Source organism: Chryseobacterium lathyri (assembly GCF_030812195.1).
GTDB classification, from domain to species: Bacteria; Bacteroidota; Bacteroidia; order Flavobacteriales; family Weeksellaceae; genus Chryseobacterium; species Chryseobacterium lathyri_A.
The window spans coordinates 1,549,920-1,563,791 of sequence record NZ_JAUSSF010000001.1 but is presented as its reverse complement, the minus strand read 5'-3'; the positions used below and the strand labels follow the sequence as shown (position 1 = coordinate 1,563,791).

Here is a 13,872-nt window from a genome sequence, read left to right as displayed (position 1 = left end):
TGCCTGCCATAATATCAGGTCTTTTACCAATGATTTCTGTGAAAGTTTGAAACTGTCTGTCCCTAACTTCCAATTCTATTTTCAGATTTCGTTAAAAAGTGTAAATTTACGGCTATCTAATTATTATTTTTATGGACTTTAATTTATCGGAAGAACAGCTGATGATTCAGCAGGCTGCAAGAGATTTTGCACAAAATGAACTATTACCTGAAGTTATAGAAAGAGACCGCGATCAGAAATTCCCTACAGAACAAGTAAAGAAAATGGGAGAAATGGGGCTTTTGGGAATGATGGTAGATCCTAAGTACGGAGGAGCAGGGATGGATAGCGTTTCTTACGTTTTGGCAATGGAGGAGATCGCAAAAATAGATGCTTCTGCAGCTGTGGTTATGTCCGTAAATAACTCTCTGGTATGTGCAGGTCTTGAAAAATTTGCTTCCGAGGAACAGAAAGTGAAATATCTTACTCCTCTCGCCAGCGGAAAGGTAATTGGTGCGTTTGCATTATCTGAGCCTGAAGCAGGTTCTGATGCCACTTCCCAAAAAACAACGGCAGAAGACAAAGGAGATTATTATCTTTTAAACGGTATCAAGAACTGGATCACGAACGGTGGAACAGCTTCTTATTATATTGTCATCGCACAGACAGATCCTGAGAAAAAACATAAAGGAATTAACGCTTTCATCGTTGAAAGAGGATGGGAAGGTTTTGAAGTTGGGGTAAAAGAAGATAAACTGGGAATCAGAGGAAGTGATACACACTCTTTGATCTTCAATAATGTAAAAGTACCGAAAGAAAACAGAATCGGGGAAGATGGATTCGGATTCAATTTTGCAATGGCAGTATTGAACGGAGGAAGAATTGGTATTGCTTCTCAGGCATTAGGTATCGCTTCAGGTGCTTATGAATTGGCTTTAAAATATGCGAAAACAAGAAAAGCTTTCAAAACTGAGATCATCAATCATCAGGTGATTGCATTTAAATTAGCAGATATGGCTACCCAGATTACTGCGGCAAGAATGTTATGTTTCAAAGCTGCATGCGAAAAGGATGCGGGTAAGGATATCTCTGAAAGCGGTGCAATGGCAAAACTGTATGCTTCCCAGGTGGCAATGGATACTACCATTGAAGCAGTTCAGATCCACGGCGGATACGGATATGTAAAAGAATATCACGTAGAAAGAATGATGAGAGATGCGAAGATCACGCAGATTTACGAAGGTACTTCTGAGATTCAGAAAATCGTGATTTCCAGAAGCATCGCAAAATAAATTTAATATAAAAACACACTGCTTATGAAAAAAACTTTGTGGATCAGCCTCGGTGTCATTCTTCTTCTGATAGGTGTAACGGTATGGTATAAGTACTATTTCGTCTTTGGAGAAGGAGTAAAGTCCGGCTATCTGAATTATGCCATGAAAAAAGGCTATGTTTTCAAAACTTATGAAGGAAAATTAATCCAGGAAGGTTTTGGAAAAGGAAAAACAGGAACCATTACAAGCTACGAATTTGAATTTTCTGTAGAAGATCCTGAAATTTTTAAACAGCTGGAAACCAACAGCGGCAAAACTTTCGATCTGCATTACAAAGAATACAACGGAGCGCTTCCATGGAGAGGAAACACAAAGTTTATCGTAGATAAAGTAGTGAACATGAAATAGCAGAAGGCTCCCATCGGGAGCCTTTCTTCTTACAAACCACTTTTATAATATACAAGCTGAATACATTATGCAACACTGCTGATGTATACAAACTTTTTTAAATATACAAAGAAGAAGCTCTGCAGGGACCTGACTTTTATTAAAATAATATTAAAAAGCATCTTCCGGTGGATTCTGTTTTATTGAGCATTGTTATCCTTAGTTTTTTTCTTTTTTGTAAAAATAATATCCTATTCCGCCGATCAGGAATAAAGGCCACAACGGAAGAATAAAAAGAAAGACCGAAGTAATCACATCCCAGCCCGATGAAACTGCCGCCAGTGATTTTTCGCCGAAAGTTTTAGGTTCTTTTTCATACTCTGACTTATCTGTAAGGGTTACAGTTATTGTACATAAAGTATTCTCTGAGTAATTATTTCCGGAAACCTGTATATTTTTAGTCTCAATATCACCAATACCACTCAGGTCATTCATTAAGCTGTCGAAATTCCGGATTGGAACTTTGATGTCCATATAATATACTCTCTGGCTGTTTTCGGTGTAAGAAGAGCTTCTGTCGACTGCCTCTGCAGTGATATAAGAAAGCTCTTCGCTTTTTACATAGCCATTGTTTTTTTCAGTTTCTTCTTTTACAAGCTCTTTTACCGTTTCCGCGTTATCAGCTTTTACAGAAAGCAGGCCCGTTTTTACCATTTTGTTTTTCAGTTCATAAAGGTCATTTTGAGGCTTATCTTTGTATACGATCTTGGTTTCTTTGATCACTTTTGGGGCCGGAACATTCACTACGATTTTTTCAGCCTTCTTTTCTGCTGAGTCTTTTTTCTCAATCTTCGATTCAAGTTTTGTGGAAGCGATTTTATCGGTTAAAGAATCTACCATCTTGGAAGTATTTTCTATTTTCTGCTGAATTTCTCCTTTGGCATCCTCAAAATCTTTTATTCTGACATTGGCAGAATCCAGAACTTTATCTGCGGTATTACCTATAGAATTAACCGTTTCATTCACTGCGGCGGCAGTACTGTCTGCAGCATGTAAAGTGTCCTCTATCTTGGATTTCGCAGCCTCTGCTTTTTTACACATAATAAACGTGCCTGATACTGCAAGAAGTAATATGAACTTTTTCATAACATTAATTTTTTTGATGAAGTAAAATTAGCAGTGAACAGAGACAGACTTTTTGTAAATGAAAAGTATTCTTCTGGTAAATCTTAAATTATTAAAAATCAATTATTTATATATGTTTTACAATTATTTTACAAAGCTGTTTTTCTAATATCAGAAAATAGATTATATCGATAAGGTTTAAAAAGAAAGAAAAACATCCGTTTATTGTCTCATTTTAAGGATTTAATGATCGGAAATGATAACAGAAATAAGAATTTTATATCTGAAATTTTTTTATATTTGTTATTATGGGCTTATTTATTAAAAGTTTTCTTTTTTTGAATTTTTTCAGCTTTTTGCTGATTAATTGTGCTGATTACAAAAATATGACGCAGATAAATTATCAGAATAAGAATCAAAATAAAGTAGAATTTACTGAAATCAGACGGCTTAATCTTAAAACTGATCTGAAAGAATATACAGTCATTACTTCCACAAAAGGAATTAAAGATGCGTACATGAAACTCAATGATTCAAAATATTCAAGATCAGCTCCGATTCCTGTTTTAGAAGAAGGAGAGTACTTTTTGGTCTTAAAACCTAAACTGAAAAAAATAAAAAACGGTGATATTGAAATTGAAAAACTGGAAGAGAGCACTTCCACACTTAACGTTTTTTATAAGGAAGTTGAAAATCAGGAATACAAAGAAAAAAAACAATCCGATCCTATACTGATCGTAAAAATTACGGGCAACCCAAAAAAAATCAAATTAACCATCCAATAATATTATAATGAAAAGAAAATTATTATTTCTGACAAGCCTTCTGGTCCTTTCGGGAACAGTTGCGGCACAGCAGAATACCTGGAGCAGGGCCTCACAGAAAAACGTAAAAGAAACAAGAGAAAGAGGCGTAAGAACTGTAGACTATCAATTGGTCAGCCTGAATACTGAGGAGATGAAACATCAGCTTTCTCTGGCTCCGGACAGAAGTCGTCTTTCTTCAGAGAAAGGAATTCTCGTAAAATTTCCCAATGACCAGGGAACATTTGACACCTACGAAATATTTGAAGCATCTACAATGCATCCAGATCTTCAGACAAGATATTCCGATATCAAGTCGTATACAGGACAAAGAGTAGGGGATCCCACTACAAACATCAGATTTACTTACGATCCGTATTTCGGACTGAATGCGGTAGTGAAAGGAATAAAAGGAATGTACTATATAGATTCATATTCTCAGGATAATAAAACTTATATGGTATATGACAGAAAGAATGCACTTTCCCAAAACCGTTTCGACTGTCTGTTTAAAGGAGATTCACCTTTAATTGATCTCGCTCCCGATGTACATGGTAAAACAGTTGTAGACGGATTAATGCGTAAATACAGATTGGCTATTACTACAACCATAGAGTATACAGCCTATGTTGCACAACAGGCTGGCGTAGGAGCTGGAACGGATGCTCAGAAAAAAGCAGCTGTACTTGCAGCAGTTAATCTAGCAGTAGCACGTCTTAATCAGGTATTTGAAAATGAAATTTCGGTTTCTCTACAACTTGTTGCTAATACTGATCAGTTGTTTTTCATTGCTTCAGATACTTTTGATGCATTGGATGCTGATCAGATGATTGACGAAAACATTACAGTGACTAATAATGCAATTGGCGTCAATAATTATGATATCGGGCATGTATTTTTCCAGGCTACCCAGGGTAATGATAATGGTCTTGCTTATACTCCTGCAATTTGCGGAAGTGTGAAGGCTGGAGGTGTTACAGGTTCAGCAGCTCCTGTAGGAGATCCTTTTGTTATTGATTATGTGGCGCACGAAATGGGACATCAGTTTGGTGCCAATCATACTCAGAATAATGGCTGTAACAGAAATACAGCAACATCAGTAGAGCCGGGAAGTGCAAGTTCCATCATGGGATATGCAGGAATCTGTTCTCCAAATGTACAGAATAACAGTGATGCTTATTTCCATGCCGTAAGTATTCGTGAGATGTATACCAGAATTACAGGACCAGGAGGAAACTGCTCCGTAAATACAGCAACAGGAAATAACGAGCCGACTGCAAATGCCGGACCGGACAGAACAATTCCAATAGGAACTCCATTTGCCTTAACAGGCGTAGGCTCTGATCCGGATGGTGATGCAATTACTTATAACTGGGAACAAATTGATACCGGTGCTGCAACAATGCCTCCAAGACCGACTAATACAATAGGGCCTATGTTCAGAACGATGTGGGCTACAACATCTCCTACAAGATATTTTCCAAGGCTTTCAACAATTGTAGAAGGATATGATCCTACTATTATTACAGCAGGAAACTATAGAGCATGGGAAAAACTGTCTACAGTGGCAAGACCTTTAACTTTCTCCTTATTGGTGAGAGATAATAAACCGGTTGGCGGACAGACTGGGCGTGATGATGTCCAGCTTACAGTATCTACAGCTGCCGGACCGTTTACAGTAACTTCCCAGAATGCAGCAGGAGTTGTCTGGAATGTAGGAACCTCTCAGACGATTACATGGAACGTTGCCAATACCAATGCAGCTCCCGTAAATACAGCAAATGTAATGATCCTGCTTTCCAAAGATGGAGGGCTCACGTTCCCTGATACACTTGTGGCCAGCACGCCAAACAACGGTTCTTACACATTCAATGTTCCGGCTGGTTTAGGGACCAGTTCAACAGCAAGAATAATGATTAAAGCAATTGATAATGTGTTTTTAAATGTGAATACAACAAATTTTACCATCAATTCTACATTAGGAACCAGTGAAACTGAAAAAGCCGAAGAAGGAATAAAGATTTATCCGAATCCTTCAAAAGGAATCTTTATGATTGAAACCGAAGCAGGCAACGGTATTTCGTACACGGTTTATGCGATGGATGGAAAACTGGTCAATGCGACTAAAGAGGTAAAAGGAAGTAGGATTCGTGAAGAAGTTAACCTGTCTTTCCTTCCATCAGGGGTTTATATCGTTCAGGTAGAAAAAGAAGGCCAGAAAATTTCTAAAAAGCTGATTATTAAAAAATAATTTAAGCTTTTGCTATAAAAATAAACCGTTCAATAATTCCATTGAACGGTTTTAATATTTACATTTGCTTATTAATATTTTCTGATGAAAAGAGTATTTTTGTTAATCTTTCTGTTGTTTTTGTTTGGATTTGGAGGCGGATCAGCCTGTACAAACCTTTCTGCCACAAAAAATGTTGTTGAAACAGAATCGGTAATGAGTAAAAATAATAATGAAATAAAATTTTCAGAAGTACGGAGACTGAATAAAAATATACCATTAAAAGAATATACAATTTTACAGTCGTTTGAGGAGACACTAAAATTATACAGTTTAATGCAGGATAAAAGGTTTTCCCGGTCAGAACCAATTCCTACACTGTCTGAAAATGAGTTTCTTCTTGTATTGAAACCTACATTGAAAACACAGCAATACGGAGATATTGAAATAGAAAAGATAGAAGAAGAGAAATCTGTTTTAAATGTTTATTATAAAGAAATTAATAACGAAGAATATTTATTGAACAAAGAAAAGAATCCCATACTGATTCTTAAAATAGAAGGGAAAGCTCCTTCAGGAGTTAAACTGATAACCTCTTAATTTATAAAAAATCAAATGAAGAAAAAATTACTTGTTCTGAGTACCTTACTCATGTTTTCGGCAGTGGGGTTTGCCCAACAAAATCATTGGAAAAAGCTTGACTCAAAAATCAACAGTGAAATTCGTGAAAGTAATGTAAGGATTACAGATTTCATTTTGTTTAAACTTAATGTCAGTGAGATTCAAAGTCAACTTAAAAATTTGCCGGACAGTGACCTGCATTTGTCCAGAAAAGGAATATTGCTGAACTTTCCAAACCTTGAAGGAGGTTTTGATACCTATGAGGTTTTCGAATCATCAACGATGCATCCCGACCTTCAGAACAGATATTCTGAAATCCGGTCTTATACTGGCTTCAAAAAAGGTGACAAATCAGCAATTTTAAAGTTTACCATTGATCCTTATTTTGGATTTAATGGTATGATCAGAAATAATCAGGGAATTTATTATATCGATTCTTATACAAAAGATAATAAGGTTTATAAACTTTATGATAGGAAAAATGCTTCGTCTCCTGGTCAGTTTGAATGTCATTTTGATGGAGACAGCGAACAGAATGAATCGGCCTTAAATGTCCAGAAAACAGTTATTGATGCATTAAATAGAAAATACAGGCTGGCTATTACAACAACCACAGAATATACTGCTTATATTGCAGGGCAAGCCGGAGTAGGTTCAGGAACGGATGCTCAGAAAAAAGCGGCAGTTCTTGCGGCTGTTAATCTGGCTGTAACAAGATTAAATGAAGTTTTTGAAAAAGATATCTCAGTAAGGCTGCAGCTTATTCCAAATACAGATGCTTTATTCTTTATCAGTACAGATACTTTTAATACTCTGAACGCAAGCCAGATGCTAAGTGAAAATATCACAGTTACCAATAATATTATTGGTGCTGCTAACTACGATATTGGGCACCTGTTCTTTCAGGCCAATGCAGGAAATGATAATGGCTTAGCAGCTACTCCTTCAATTTGTGGAAACAGTAAAGCGGGTGGAGTTACAGGGTCTGCAGTTCCCGTAGGAGATCCTTTTGTAATAGATTATGTGGCCCATGAAATGGGGCATCAATTTGGTGCAAACCATACGCAAAATAATAATTGTAACAGAAATACACCTACATCAATAGAGCCGGGAAGTGCAAGCTCTATTATGGGATATGCCGGCATATGTCCTCCAAATGTACAAGCCCACAGTGATGCTTATTTCCATGCAGTAAGTATTGCAGAAATGTATACCAGGTTAACTTCTGGTTCTACTTCTAACTGCGGCGTTAAAACGCCAATTGCAAACGCAGAGCCAATTGTAAATGCTGGCACAGATAGAAGCATACCGAAAAGTACACCATTTATGCTGACAGCAGCTGCAACGGATGCGGATAATGATGCTCTTACGTATACCTGGGAACAAATTGATTTTGGGGCTGCAGCTATGCCACCCCAGCCGGTAAATGGAGTGGGGCCTCTTTTCAGATCTGTAGTGCCTACAGCATCACCTTCAAGATACTTTCCCAGACTGTCAACCATTGTTTCCGGCTATGACCCTGCAATTGTAACTCCTACAGACGTAAAAGCATGGGAGAAACTTGCTTCCAGAGGTAGAGATCTTAATTTTTCAGTTCTTGTAAGGGATAATAATTCTCTGGGAGGGCAGACAGGACGTGATGATGTGAAACTTACCGTTGTGGATACTGCGGGGCCTTTTGTGGTTACCTCACAAAACACAGCAGGGGTTGTTTGGAGTGAAGGTCAGTCCTATGCAATTACATGGGATGTTGCCAATACAACAGCTGCACCGGTTAGCACTTCTAATGTAACGATCCTGTTGTCAAAAGACGGAGGTCTTACTTTCCCAACTGTTTTGGTTGCAAATACCCCTAATAACGGTTCTTATAATTATACGGTTCCGGGTGGCCTTGGAACAATTTCTAATAATGCCAGAATAATGGTGAAAGCTGTGAATAATGTATTTTTAAATGTCAATTCGCAAAATTTTACAATTAATTCATCAGCGGTAGTAAATCCCGGAGGTGTTACCCCAGGAACAGCCCCTATAAGAATATACAAGGGTCTGATGATATATCCGGTACCTTCAAATGATGGTTATGTTTACATTAAAGCAGATTTTCCTAGACAGATTCCGCTGCGTCCTTACGTGATTACTTACGAATTATTTTCAATGGATGGAAAACTGATTGTTCCTAAAAAGACCAAATATATATTTGACGAACTTTTGGAACAGATTAACCTGAAACATTTGCCTACTGAATCCTATATGATTCATGTTACTGTAGATGGAGAAAAGATTGTTAAGAAATTAATGATGATACCTAAGTAAATCATTTAAATAGATTCTATAAAAAAACCGTTCAGATGAACGGTTTTTTGCTTTTTTATTCAATTTAGTCTTGTTGAAATTCACTGATGAAATGCAGTTTTACATTCGGGAATTTTTCCTGGGTCATATGGATAGTGAATGAAGAATCCGCTAAAAATACAAGCTGATTATATTTGTCTCTTGCAAGGAAACGTTGCTTTAACCTGGCAAACTCCTTAAATTCCTCAGACTTTTCATCTGCTTCCACCCAACATGCTTTATGCATAGAAAGAGGTTCATAAGTACATTTTGCCCCATATTCATGTTCCAGACGGTATTGGATAACCTCATACTGAAGTGCTCCCACTGTTCCAATGATCTTTCTGCCGTTCATTTCAAGAGTAAATAGCTGGGCAACCCCCTCATCCATCAGCTGATCAATACCTTTTGCCAATTGTTTAGCTTTAAGCGGATCATTGTTGTTGATATAACGGAAATGTTCCGGAGAGAAGCTTGGGACTCCTTTGAAGCTCAGTTTTTCACCTCCTGTCAATGTATCACCTATTCTGAAGCTTCCTGTATCATGAAGACCTACAATATCTCCGGGAAAGCTTTCATCCACAACCTCTTTTTTGTCTGCGAAGAATGCATTCGGGGAAGAGAATTTCATTTTTTTGCCTTCTCTTACCAACAGGTAATTCTCATTTCTTTTGAATGTTCCCGAAACAATTTTCACAAAGGCAAGCCTGTCTCTGTGTTTCGGATCCATATTCGCGTGGATCTTGAAAACAAACCCTGTAAAATTATTTTCTTCCGGCTTTACAAGACGTACATCACTTTCTTTCGGCTGGGGCATAGGAGCAATTTCAATAAATGCATCCAGTAATTCACGCACTCCAAAGTTATTCAAAGCTGAACCAAAGAAAACCGGCTGCAAATCACCGTTCATATAATCCTCCCGGCTAAATTCAGGATAGACAGACTGGACAAGCTCAAGCTCATCTCTCAGGTTTTGAGCTGCTTTTTCACCAATCACCTCATCTATTGAAGGATCATTGATATCATCAAACTTAACCGCTTCACCTACTCTCTGTTTCTTTTCTTCCAGGAACAGCTGAATATTATTTTCCCATATATTATAAATTCCCTGGAAATCACTTCCCATACCAATCGGAATAGATAAGGGAACCACTCTTAATCCTAATTTCTGCTCAACCTCATCCAAAAGATCAAATGCATCTTTACCCTCACGGTCAAGCTTATTAATGAAAACAAGCATTGGAATGTTTCTCATCCTACAGACTTTCACCAGTTTTTCAGTCTGTTCCTCAACCCCTTTTGCAACGTCAATTACGACGATCACAGAGTCTACAGCAGTTAAAGTTCTGTAAGTATCTTCTGCAAAATCTTTGTGACCCGGTGTATCCAGGATGTTGATTTTGTGATTTTTATATTCAAAAGCCAATACGGAAGTCGCTACAGAGATCCCTCTTTGCCTTTCGATTTCCATAAAGTCGGAGGTAGCTCCTTTTTTTATTTTGTTGGATTTTACCGCACCCGCTTCCTGGATAGCGCCCCCGAAAAGAAGTAATTTTTCCGTAAGGGTTGTTTTTCCTGCATCCGGGTGAGAAATGATTCCGAAAGTCTTTCTTTTTTGTATTTCTTTGATTAAGTCTGACATAGTGTATTTTGAAGTTGCAAAAATCGGTATTTTTTACGAGGTTTCAAATATTTTCGGGGAATAAATAGCTGATTGCCGTTTCTAATCTTTTTTGATATCTAATGCCCGATATTGAAATCTGATTTTTCTAATCCGGCGCCTAAGTATTTTCCTTTTTAGTTGTTTAAGGCTTTCAAAAAAATTATCTTTGTTTTTACAAACTTACAGAGAAAAGTATGGAGAATAGCAGGTATCCGAAGTTTACCTTTACATGGATCGGCGGTCTTATTTTAGTGGCAGGATTATTTACAGGAACAATGGCTGTTTCTTTTTTCGGCAGTTTCTGGAAAATTGCTTTTAAGGAAAACCTCGAACTGAAAGACTGGTTTATGATGGTAACCAATGCAGCAGGTTTTTTAACTGCTATTGCTTTTTTCGATTTTTTCATCGTCAGACCCTCAACCGGGAAAAAACTGAACTTCAATTTTTCTACCACGAATTTCTCTACCTATCTCCTGATATTTCCTATGATGATGGGAATGATGTTGATCTCAGAATTTATCACGTCTCTTATTCCTACCACAGGTCCGTTTTGGGGAAAATACTATGAGTTTTTCTCGCAGCTTATGGAGCAGCTCACCTTTGAGCCGGTTATTATGATTATCATGACGGTGATCATGGCTCCTATTTTTGAAGAAATTATTTTCAGAGGAATTATCCAGAAAGGACTTATCAATAAAGGGGTGAATCCACAGAGGGCTATTTTTTATGCATCCGTTATCTTTGGGCTGGTTCACGCAAATCCATGGCAGTTTGTAGGAGCAGTATTGCTGGGATGCGTATTGGGACTGGTCTATTATAAAACAAAATCCCTACTGCTGCCAATGCTGTTGCATGGATTCAATAACCTGTGCTCTTCATTGCTGGTTACTTATACCAAAAGTGAGAGCTTTGCAGATGCCTTCAAAATTTCCGAATGGGTTATACTGGCTGTTGGTATTGTGCTTTTTTCTCTGTTCTATTATCTTTTTACAAAAAAGTATAAAGTGCATTATGCTGAAATATAATAGTAAGCAGGGATAATAATCAGCCGAATGATATACGGACAAAAATGAATTGAGTAAAAATGAATATAAATATGGAATTATTGGTTGCCACGCACAACGAACACAAGAAAGAAGAGATCCAGCAGATCCTGGAAAATAGTTTTACAGTAAAAAGCCTTACCGATTATAATATTCATGAAGAAATTGTAGAAGATGGTGATTCCTTCAATGCCAATGCCCTGATCAAAGCGAAATATTGTTTTGAAAAAACAGGAATTCCCAGTTTAGGGGACGACAGCGGTCTTGCTGTTGAAGCTTTGGATGGCAGACCTGGAATTTTTTCCGCACGCTATGCAGGAGATCATGATTTTGCTAAAAATATCGAAAAGGTTTTAAGCGAGCTGGAAGGTCAGGAAAATAGAAAAGCTTACTTCATTACAGTTCTGTGCTACTATGACGAAAATGGAGCCCGTTATTTTGAAGGAAGAGTGCACGGAAATTTACTTACAGAAAATAAAGGACACAAAGGCTTTGGATATGATCCGGTTTTCGTTCCCGAAGGATATGACAGGACTTTTGCAGAAATGAATCCGGAAGATAAAAACAGGATAAGCCACCGTAAACAGGCATTGGATCTGTTTCTGGATTTCTTGAAAGTAAAAGAATAATTAATTCCATGCTAGTTCAGTATTTAAACTTATGTCTAAAAGATATGTTTAAATTTTCTGTCGTACATTTGTTACAATAAACTATTGATTTGAGTACTTATTTAACGATATTAGGCTTTAATTCAGCTATTCCAACCATTAATTCTTCACCCACGGCACAGCTGCTGGAAATGGAAGAAAGACATTTTCTGATCGATTGTGGAGAAGGAACCCAGGTACAGCTGAGAAAAGCAAAAGCGAGATTTTCAAAGATCAATCATATCTTTATATCGCATCTTCACGGTGATCACTGTTTCGGTCTTCCCGGTCTCATTGCCTCTTTCCGCTTGCTGGGAAGGGATACTCCTCTTCATGTTTACGGCCCGAAAGGAATCAAGAAAATGCTCGAAACCATCTTTACAATTACGGAAACACATCGTGGTTTTGATGTGGTTTACCACGAGCTTGATAAAGACTATTCCGAAAAGATCTATGAAGACAGCAGGGTAGAAGTATATACCATTCCTTTAGATCACAGAATATACTGCAACGGTTATCTTTTTAAAGAAAAGCCGAAAGACAGGCATCTGAATATGAAGGAAATTGCCAAATACAACGAAATAGAAACCTGTGATTACCATAATATAAAAGCAGGAAAAGATGTCGTACTCAGTGATGGTTATGTCCTCAAAAACGAAGTGCTGACCCTGGATCCGACACCTCCTGTTTCCTATGCTTTCTGCAGCGATACCCGGTATCTTGAAACAGTGCTTCCGATCATTAAGAATGTAACGGTTCTGTATCACGAATCCACTTTCCTTCATGACCTGAAAGAAATGGCAGACTATACCGGACATTCAACAGCTTTGGAAGCGGCAATGATTGCCCAAAAAGCAGAAGTGGGGAAACTGATTCTGGGACACTTTTCGAACAGATATGCAGACCTTACCGTATTTACTGATGAAGCCAGGAATGTTTTTCCCAATACCTTCCTTCCAAAGGCGCTGGAAAGCGTGAAAATTTAAAAACTGTATGCTTAATTTTGAAGAATTGAAAAGCTTTTTGAATGAAAAGGCAGACCAATACAACAGCCCTGATTTTATAGAAGATGATCCTATACAGATTCCGCACCGTTTCACTTTAAAACAGGATGTGGAAATCGCAGGCTTTTTAGCTGCAACTATTTCCTGGGGAAACCGGAAGTCAATCATCAGATCTGCAGATAAAATGCTTGATATCATGGGGAATTCTCCGTATGATTTTATATTGAATTATTCTGAAAAAGATTTGGAGATCCTTCAGGATAAAAGTATTCACAGAACTTTTAACGGTCAGGATTTTGCTTATTTCATCAGGCAGTTTAATAAAGTTTATAAAAAACATGAAAGCCTGGAACATTTATTCACGGTAAAAGATCAGGAAACTAATTTTCAGCATGCTATTGAAAGATTCAGAAACTGTTTTCTAGAGCCGGAAAAGCACAGGAGCCATAAACATATAAGTTCACCTTATAAAAACTCTTCTTCCAAAAGAATCATTATGTTTCTGCGATGGATGGTGCGTAAGGATAAGCGTGGCGTAGATTTTGGTATTTGGGAAGATATAGATCAGAAATACCTTTCAATTCCGTTAGATGTACATACTGGAAATATTTCTAGAAAACTAGGTTTGGTTTCCAGAATACAGAATGATTGGAAAACAGTGGAAGAACTGGATGTGGCCATTAGAAAATTTGATGAAACTGATCCTGCTAAGTATGATTTTGCACTATTTGGACTTGGAGTGACTAAAGAACTCTTATAATAAAG

12 protein-coding genes are annotated in these 13,872 nt (G+C 37.5%); 10 read left to right on the top strand and 2 right to left on the bottom strand.

The window, feature by feature from the left end; translation table 11 throughout:
* The first annotated feature begins 131 nt into the window (after positions 1–131).
* Both J2T03_RS07000 and J2T03_RS06995 read left to right on the top strand, forming a co-directional pair.
* Positions 132–1,271, top strand: a complete 1,140-nt coding sequence (locus J2T03_RS07000; protein ID WP_306844621.1) for an acyl-CoA dehydrogenase — start codon at positions 132–134, stop codon at positions 1,269–1,271.
* Between the two features lie 24 nt (positions 1,272–1,295).
* Positions 1,296–1,661 (top strand): hypothetical protein, encoded by a 366-nt coding sequence (locus tag J2T03_RS06995; protein ID WP_034704893.1) that lies wholly within the window; start codon positions 1,296–1,298, stop codon positions 1,659–1,661.
* Between the two features lie 198 nt (positions 1,662–1,859).
* Here the strand turns inward: J2T03_RS06995 and J2T03_RS06990 are convergent, their stop codons facing one another.
* On the bottom strand, positions 1,860–2,786 hold the full coding sequence (locus J2T03_RS06990) for a DUF4349 domain-containing protein (RefSeq protein WP_307210257.1): 927 nt from the start codon (positions 2,784–2,786) through the stop codon (positions 1,860–1,862).
* A 365-nt stretch (positions 2,787–3,151) separates the two neighbouring features.
* Between J2T03_RS06990 and J2T03_RS06985 the strand changes: the two genes are divergently transcribed.
* The 4 genes from J2T03_RS06985 to J2T03_RS06970 all read left to right on the top strand — a co-directional run bounded on the left by J2T03_RS06985 (position 3,152) and on the right by J2T03_RS06970 (position 8,732).
* Positions 3,152–3,550 carry a hypothetical protein gene (locus J2T03_RS06985; protein ID WP_307210256.1) on the top strand — a complete coding sequence of 133 codons (399 nt, stop codon included), beginning with the start codon at positions 3,152–3,154 and terminating at the stop codon, positions 3,548–3,550.
* Positions 3,551–3,557: 7 nt separating this feature from the next.
* Positions 3,558–5,819 (top strand): zinc-dependent metalloprotease, encoded by a 2,262-nt coding sequence (locus J2T03_RS06980; protein WP_307210254.1) that lies wholly within the window; start codon positions 3,558–3,560, stop codon positions 5,817–5,819.
* Positions 5,820–5,903: 84 nt separating this feature from the next.
* On the top strand, positions 5,904–6,398 hold the full coding sequence (locus tag J2T03_RS06975) for a hypothetical protein (RefSeq protein WP_306844631.1): 495 nt from the start codon (positions 5,904–5,906) through the stop codon (positions 6,396–6,398).
* A gap of 15 nt (positions 6,399–6,413) precedes the next feature.
* A complete protein-coding gene (locus tag J2T03_RS06970; protein ID WP_307210252.1) occupies positions 6,414–8,732 on the top strand; it encodes a reprolysin-like metallopeptidase in 2,319 nt (772 codons plus the stop codon).
* A 64-nt stretch (positions 8,733–8,796) separates the two neighbouring features.
* On the opposite strand, the gene J2T03_RS06965 is transcribed toward J2T03_RS06970, so the two are convergent.
* Positions 8,797–10,392, bottom strand: a complete 1,596-nt coding sequence (locus J2T03_RS06965; protein WP_307210250.1) for a peptide chain release factor 3 — start codon at positions 10,390–10,392, stop codon at positions 8,797–8,799.
* Between the two features lie 215 nt (positions 10,393–10,607).
* Here J2T03_RS06965 and J2T03_RS06960 point away from each other — a divergent pair, with 215 nt between their 5' ends.
* From J2T03_RS06960 to J2T03_RS06945, 4 genes are all read left to right on the top strand, one after another.
* The gene (locus J2T03_RS06960; protein ID WP_307210248.1) at positions 10,608–11,438 is read left to right on the top strand and encodes a CPBP family intramembrane glutamic endopeptidase; all 831 of its coding nucleotides are present in this window, start codon (positions 10,608–10,610) and stop codon (positions 11,436–11,438) included.
* A 59-nt stretch (positions 11,439–11,497) separates the two neighbouring features.
* On the top strand, positions 11,498–12,085 hold the full coding sequence (gene rdgB / locus J2T03_RS06955) for an RdgB/HAM1 family non-canonical purine NTP pyrophosphatase (RefSeq protein ID WP_373426885.1): 588 nt from the start codon (positions 11,498–11,500) through the stop codon (positions 12,083–12,085).
* An 89-nt stretch (positions 12,086–12,174) separates the two neighbouring features.
* Positions 12,175–13,089, top strand: a complete 915-nt coding sequence (locus J2T03_RS06950; protein ID WP_307210247.1) for a ribonuclease Z — start codon at positions 12,175–12,177, stop codon at positions 13,087–13,089.
* Between the two features lie 7 nt (positions 13,090–13,096).
* Positions 13,097–13,867, top strand: a complete 771-nt coding sequence (locus J2T03_RS06945; RefSeq protein WP_307210245.1) for a TIGR02757 family protein — start codon at positions 13,097–13,099, stop codon at positions 13,865–13,867.
* The last annotated feature ends 5 nt before the right edge of the window (positions 13,868–13,872 follow it).

What these genes read in the sequence shown, in the direction of transcription:
- J2T03_RS07000 (WP_306844621.1), top strand. Translation starts at nt 132, where the DNA reads ATGGACTTTAATTTATCGGAAGAACAGCTGATGATTCAGCAGGCTGCA.
- J2T03_RS06990 (WP_307210257.1), bottom strand. Translation starts at nt 2,786, where the DNA reads ATGAAAAAGTTCATATTACTTCTTGCAGTATCAGGCACGTTTATTATG.
- J2T03_RS06970 (WP_307210252.1), top strand. Translation starts at nt 6,414, where the DNA reads ATGAAGAAAAAATTACTTGTTCTGAGTACCTTACTCATGTTTTCGGCA.
- J2T03_RS06975 (WP_306844631.1), top strand. Translation starts at nt 5,904, where the DNA reads ATGAAAAGAGTATTTTTGTTAATCTTTCTGTTGTTTTTGTTTGGATTT.
- J2T03_RS06980 (WP_307210254.1), top strand. Translation starts at nt 3,558, where the DNA reads ATGAAAAGAAAATTATTATTTCTGACAAGCCTTCTGGTCCTTTCGGGA.
- rdgB (WP_373426885.1), top strand. Translation starts at nt 11,498, where the DNA reads ATGAATATAAATATGGAATTATTGGTTGCCACGCACAACGAACACAAG.
- J2T03_RS06945 (WP_307210245.1), top strand. Translation starts at nt 13,097, where the DNA reads ATGCTTAATTTTGAAGAATTGAAAAGCTTTTTGAATGAAAAGGCAGAC.
- J2T03_RS06995 (WP_034704893.1), top strand. Translation starts at nt 1,296, where the DNA reads ATGAAAAAAACTTTGTGGATCAGCCTCGGTGTCATTCTTCTTCTGATA.
- J2T03_RS06985 (WP_307210256.1), top strand. Translation starts at nt 3,152, where the DNA reads ATGACGCAGATAAATTATCAGAATAAGAATCAAAATAAAGTAGAATTT.
- J2T03_RS06960 (WP_307210248.1), top strand. Translation starts at nt 10,608, where the DNA reads ATGGAGAATAGCAGGTATCCGAAGTTTACCTTTACATGGATCGGCGGT.
- J2T03_RS06965 (WP_307210250.1), bottom strand. Translation starts at nt 10,392, where the DNA reads ATGTCAGACTTAATCAAAGAAATACAAAAAAGAAAGACTTTCGGAATC.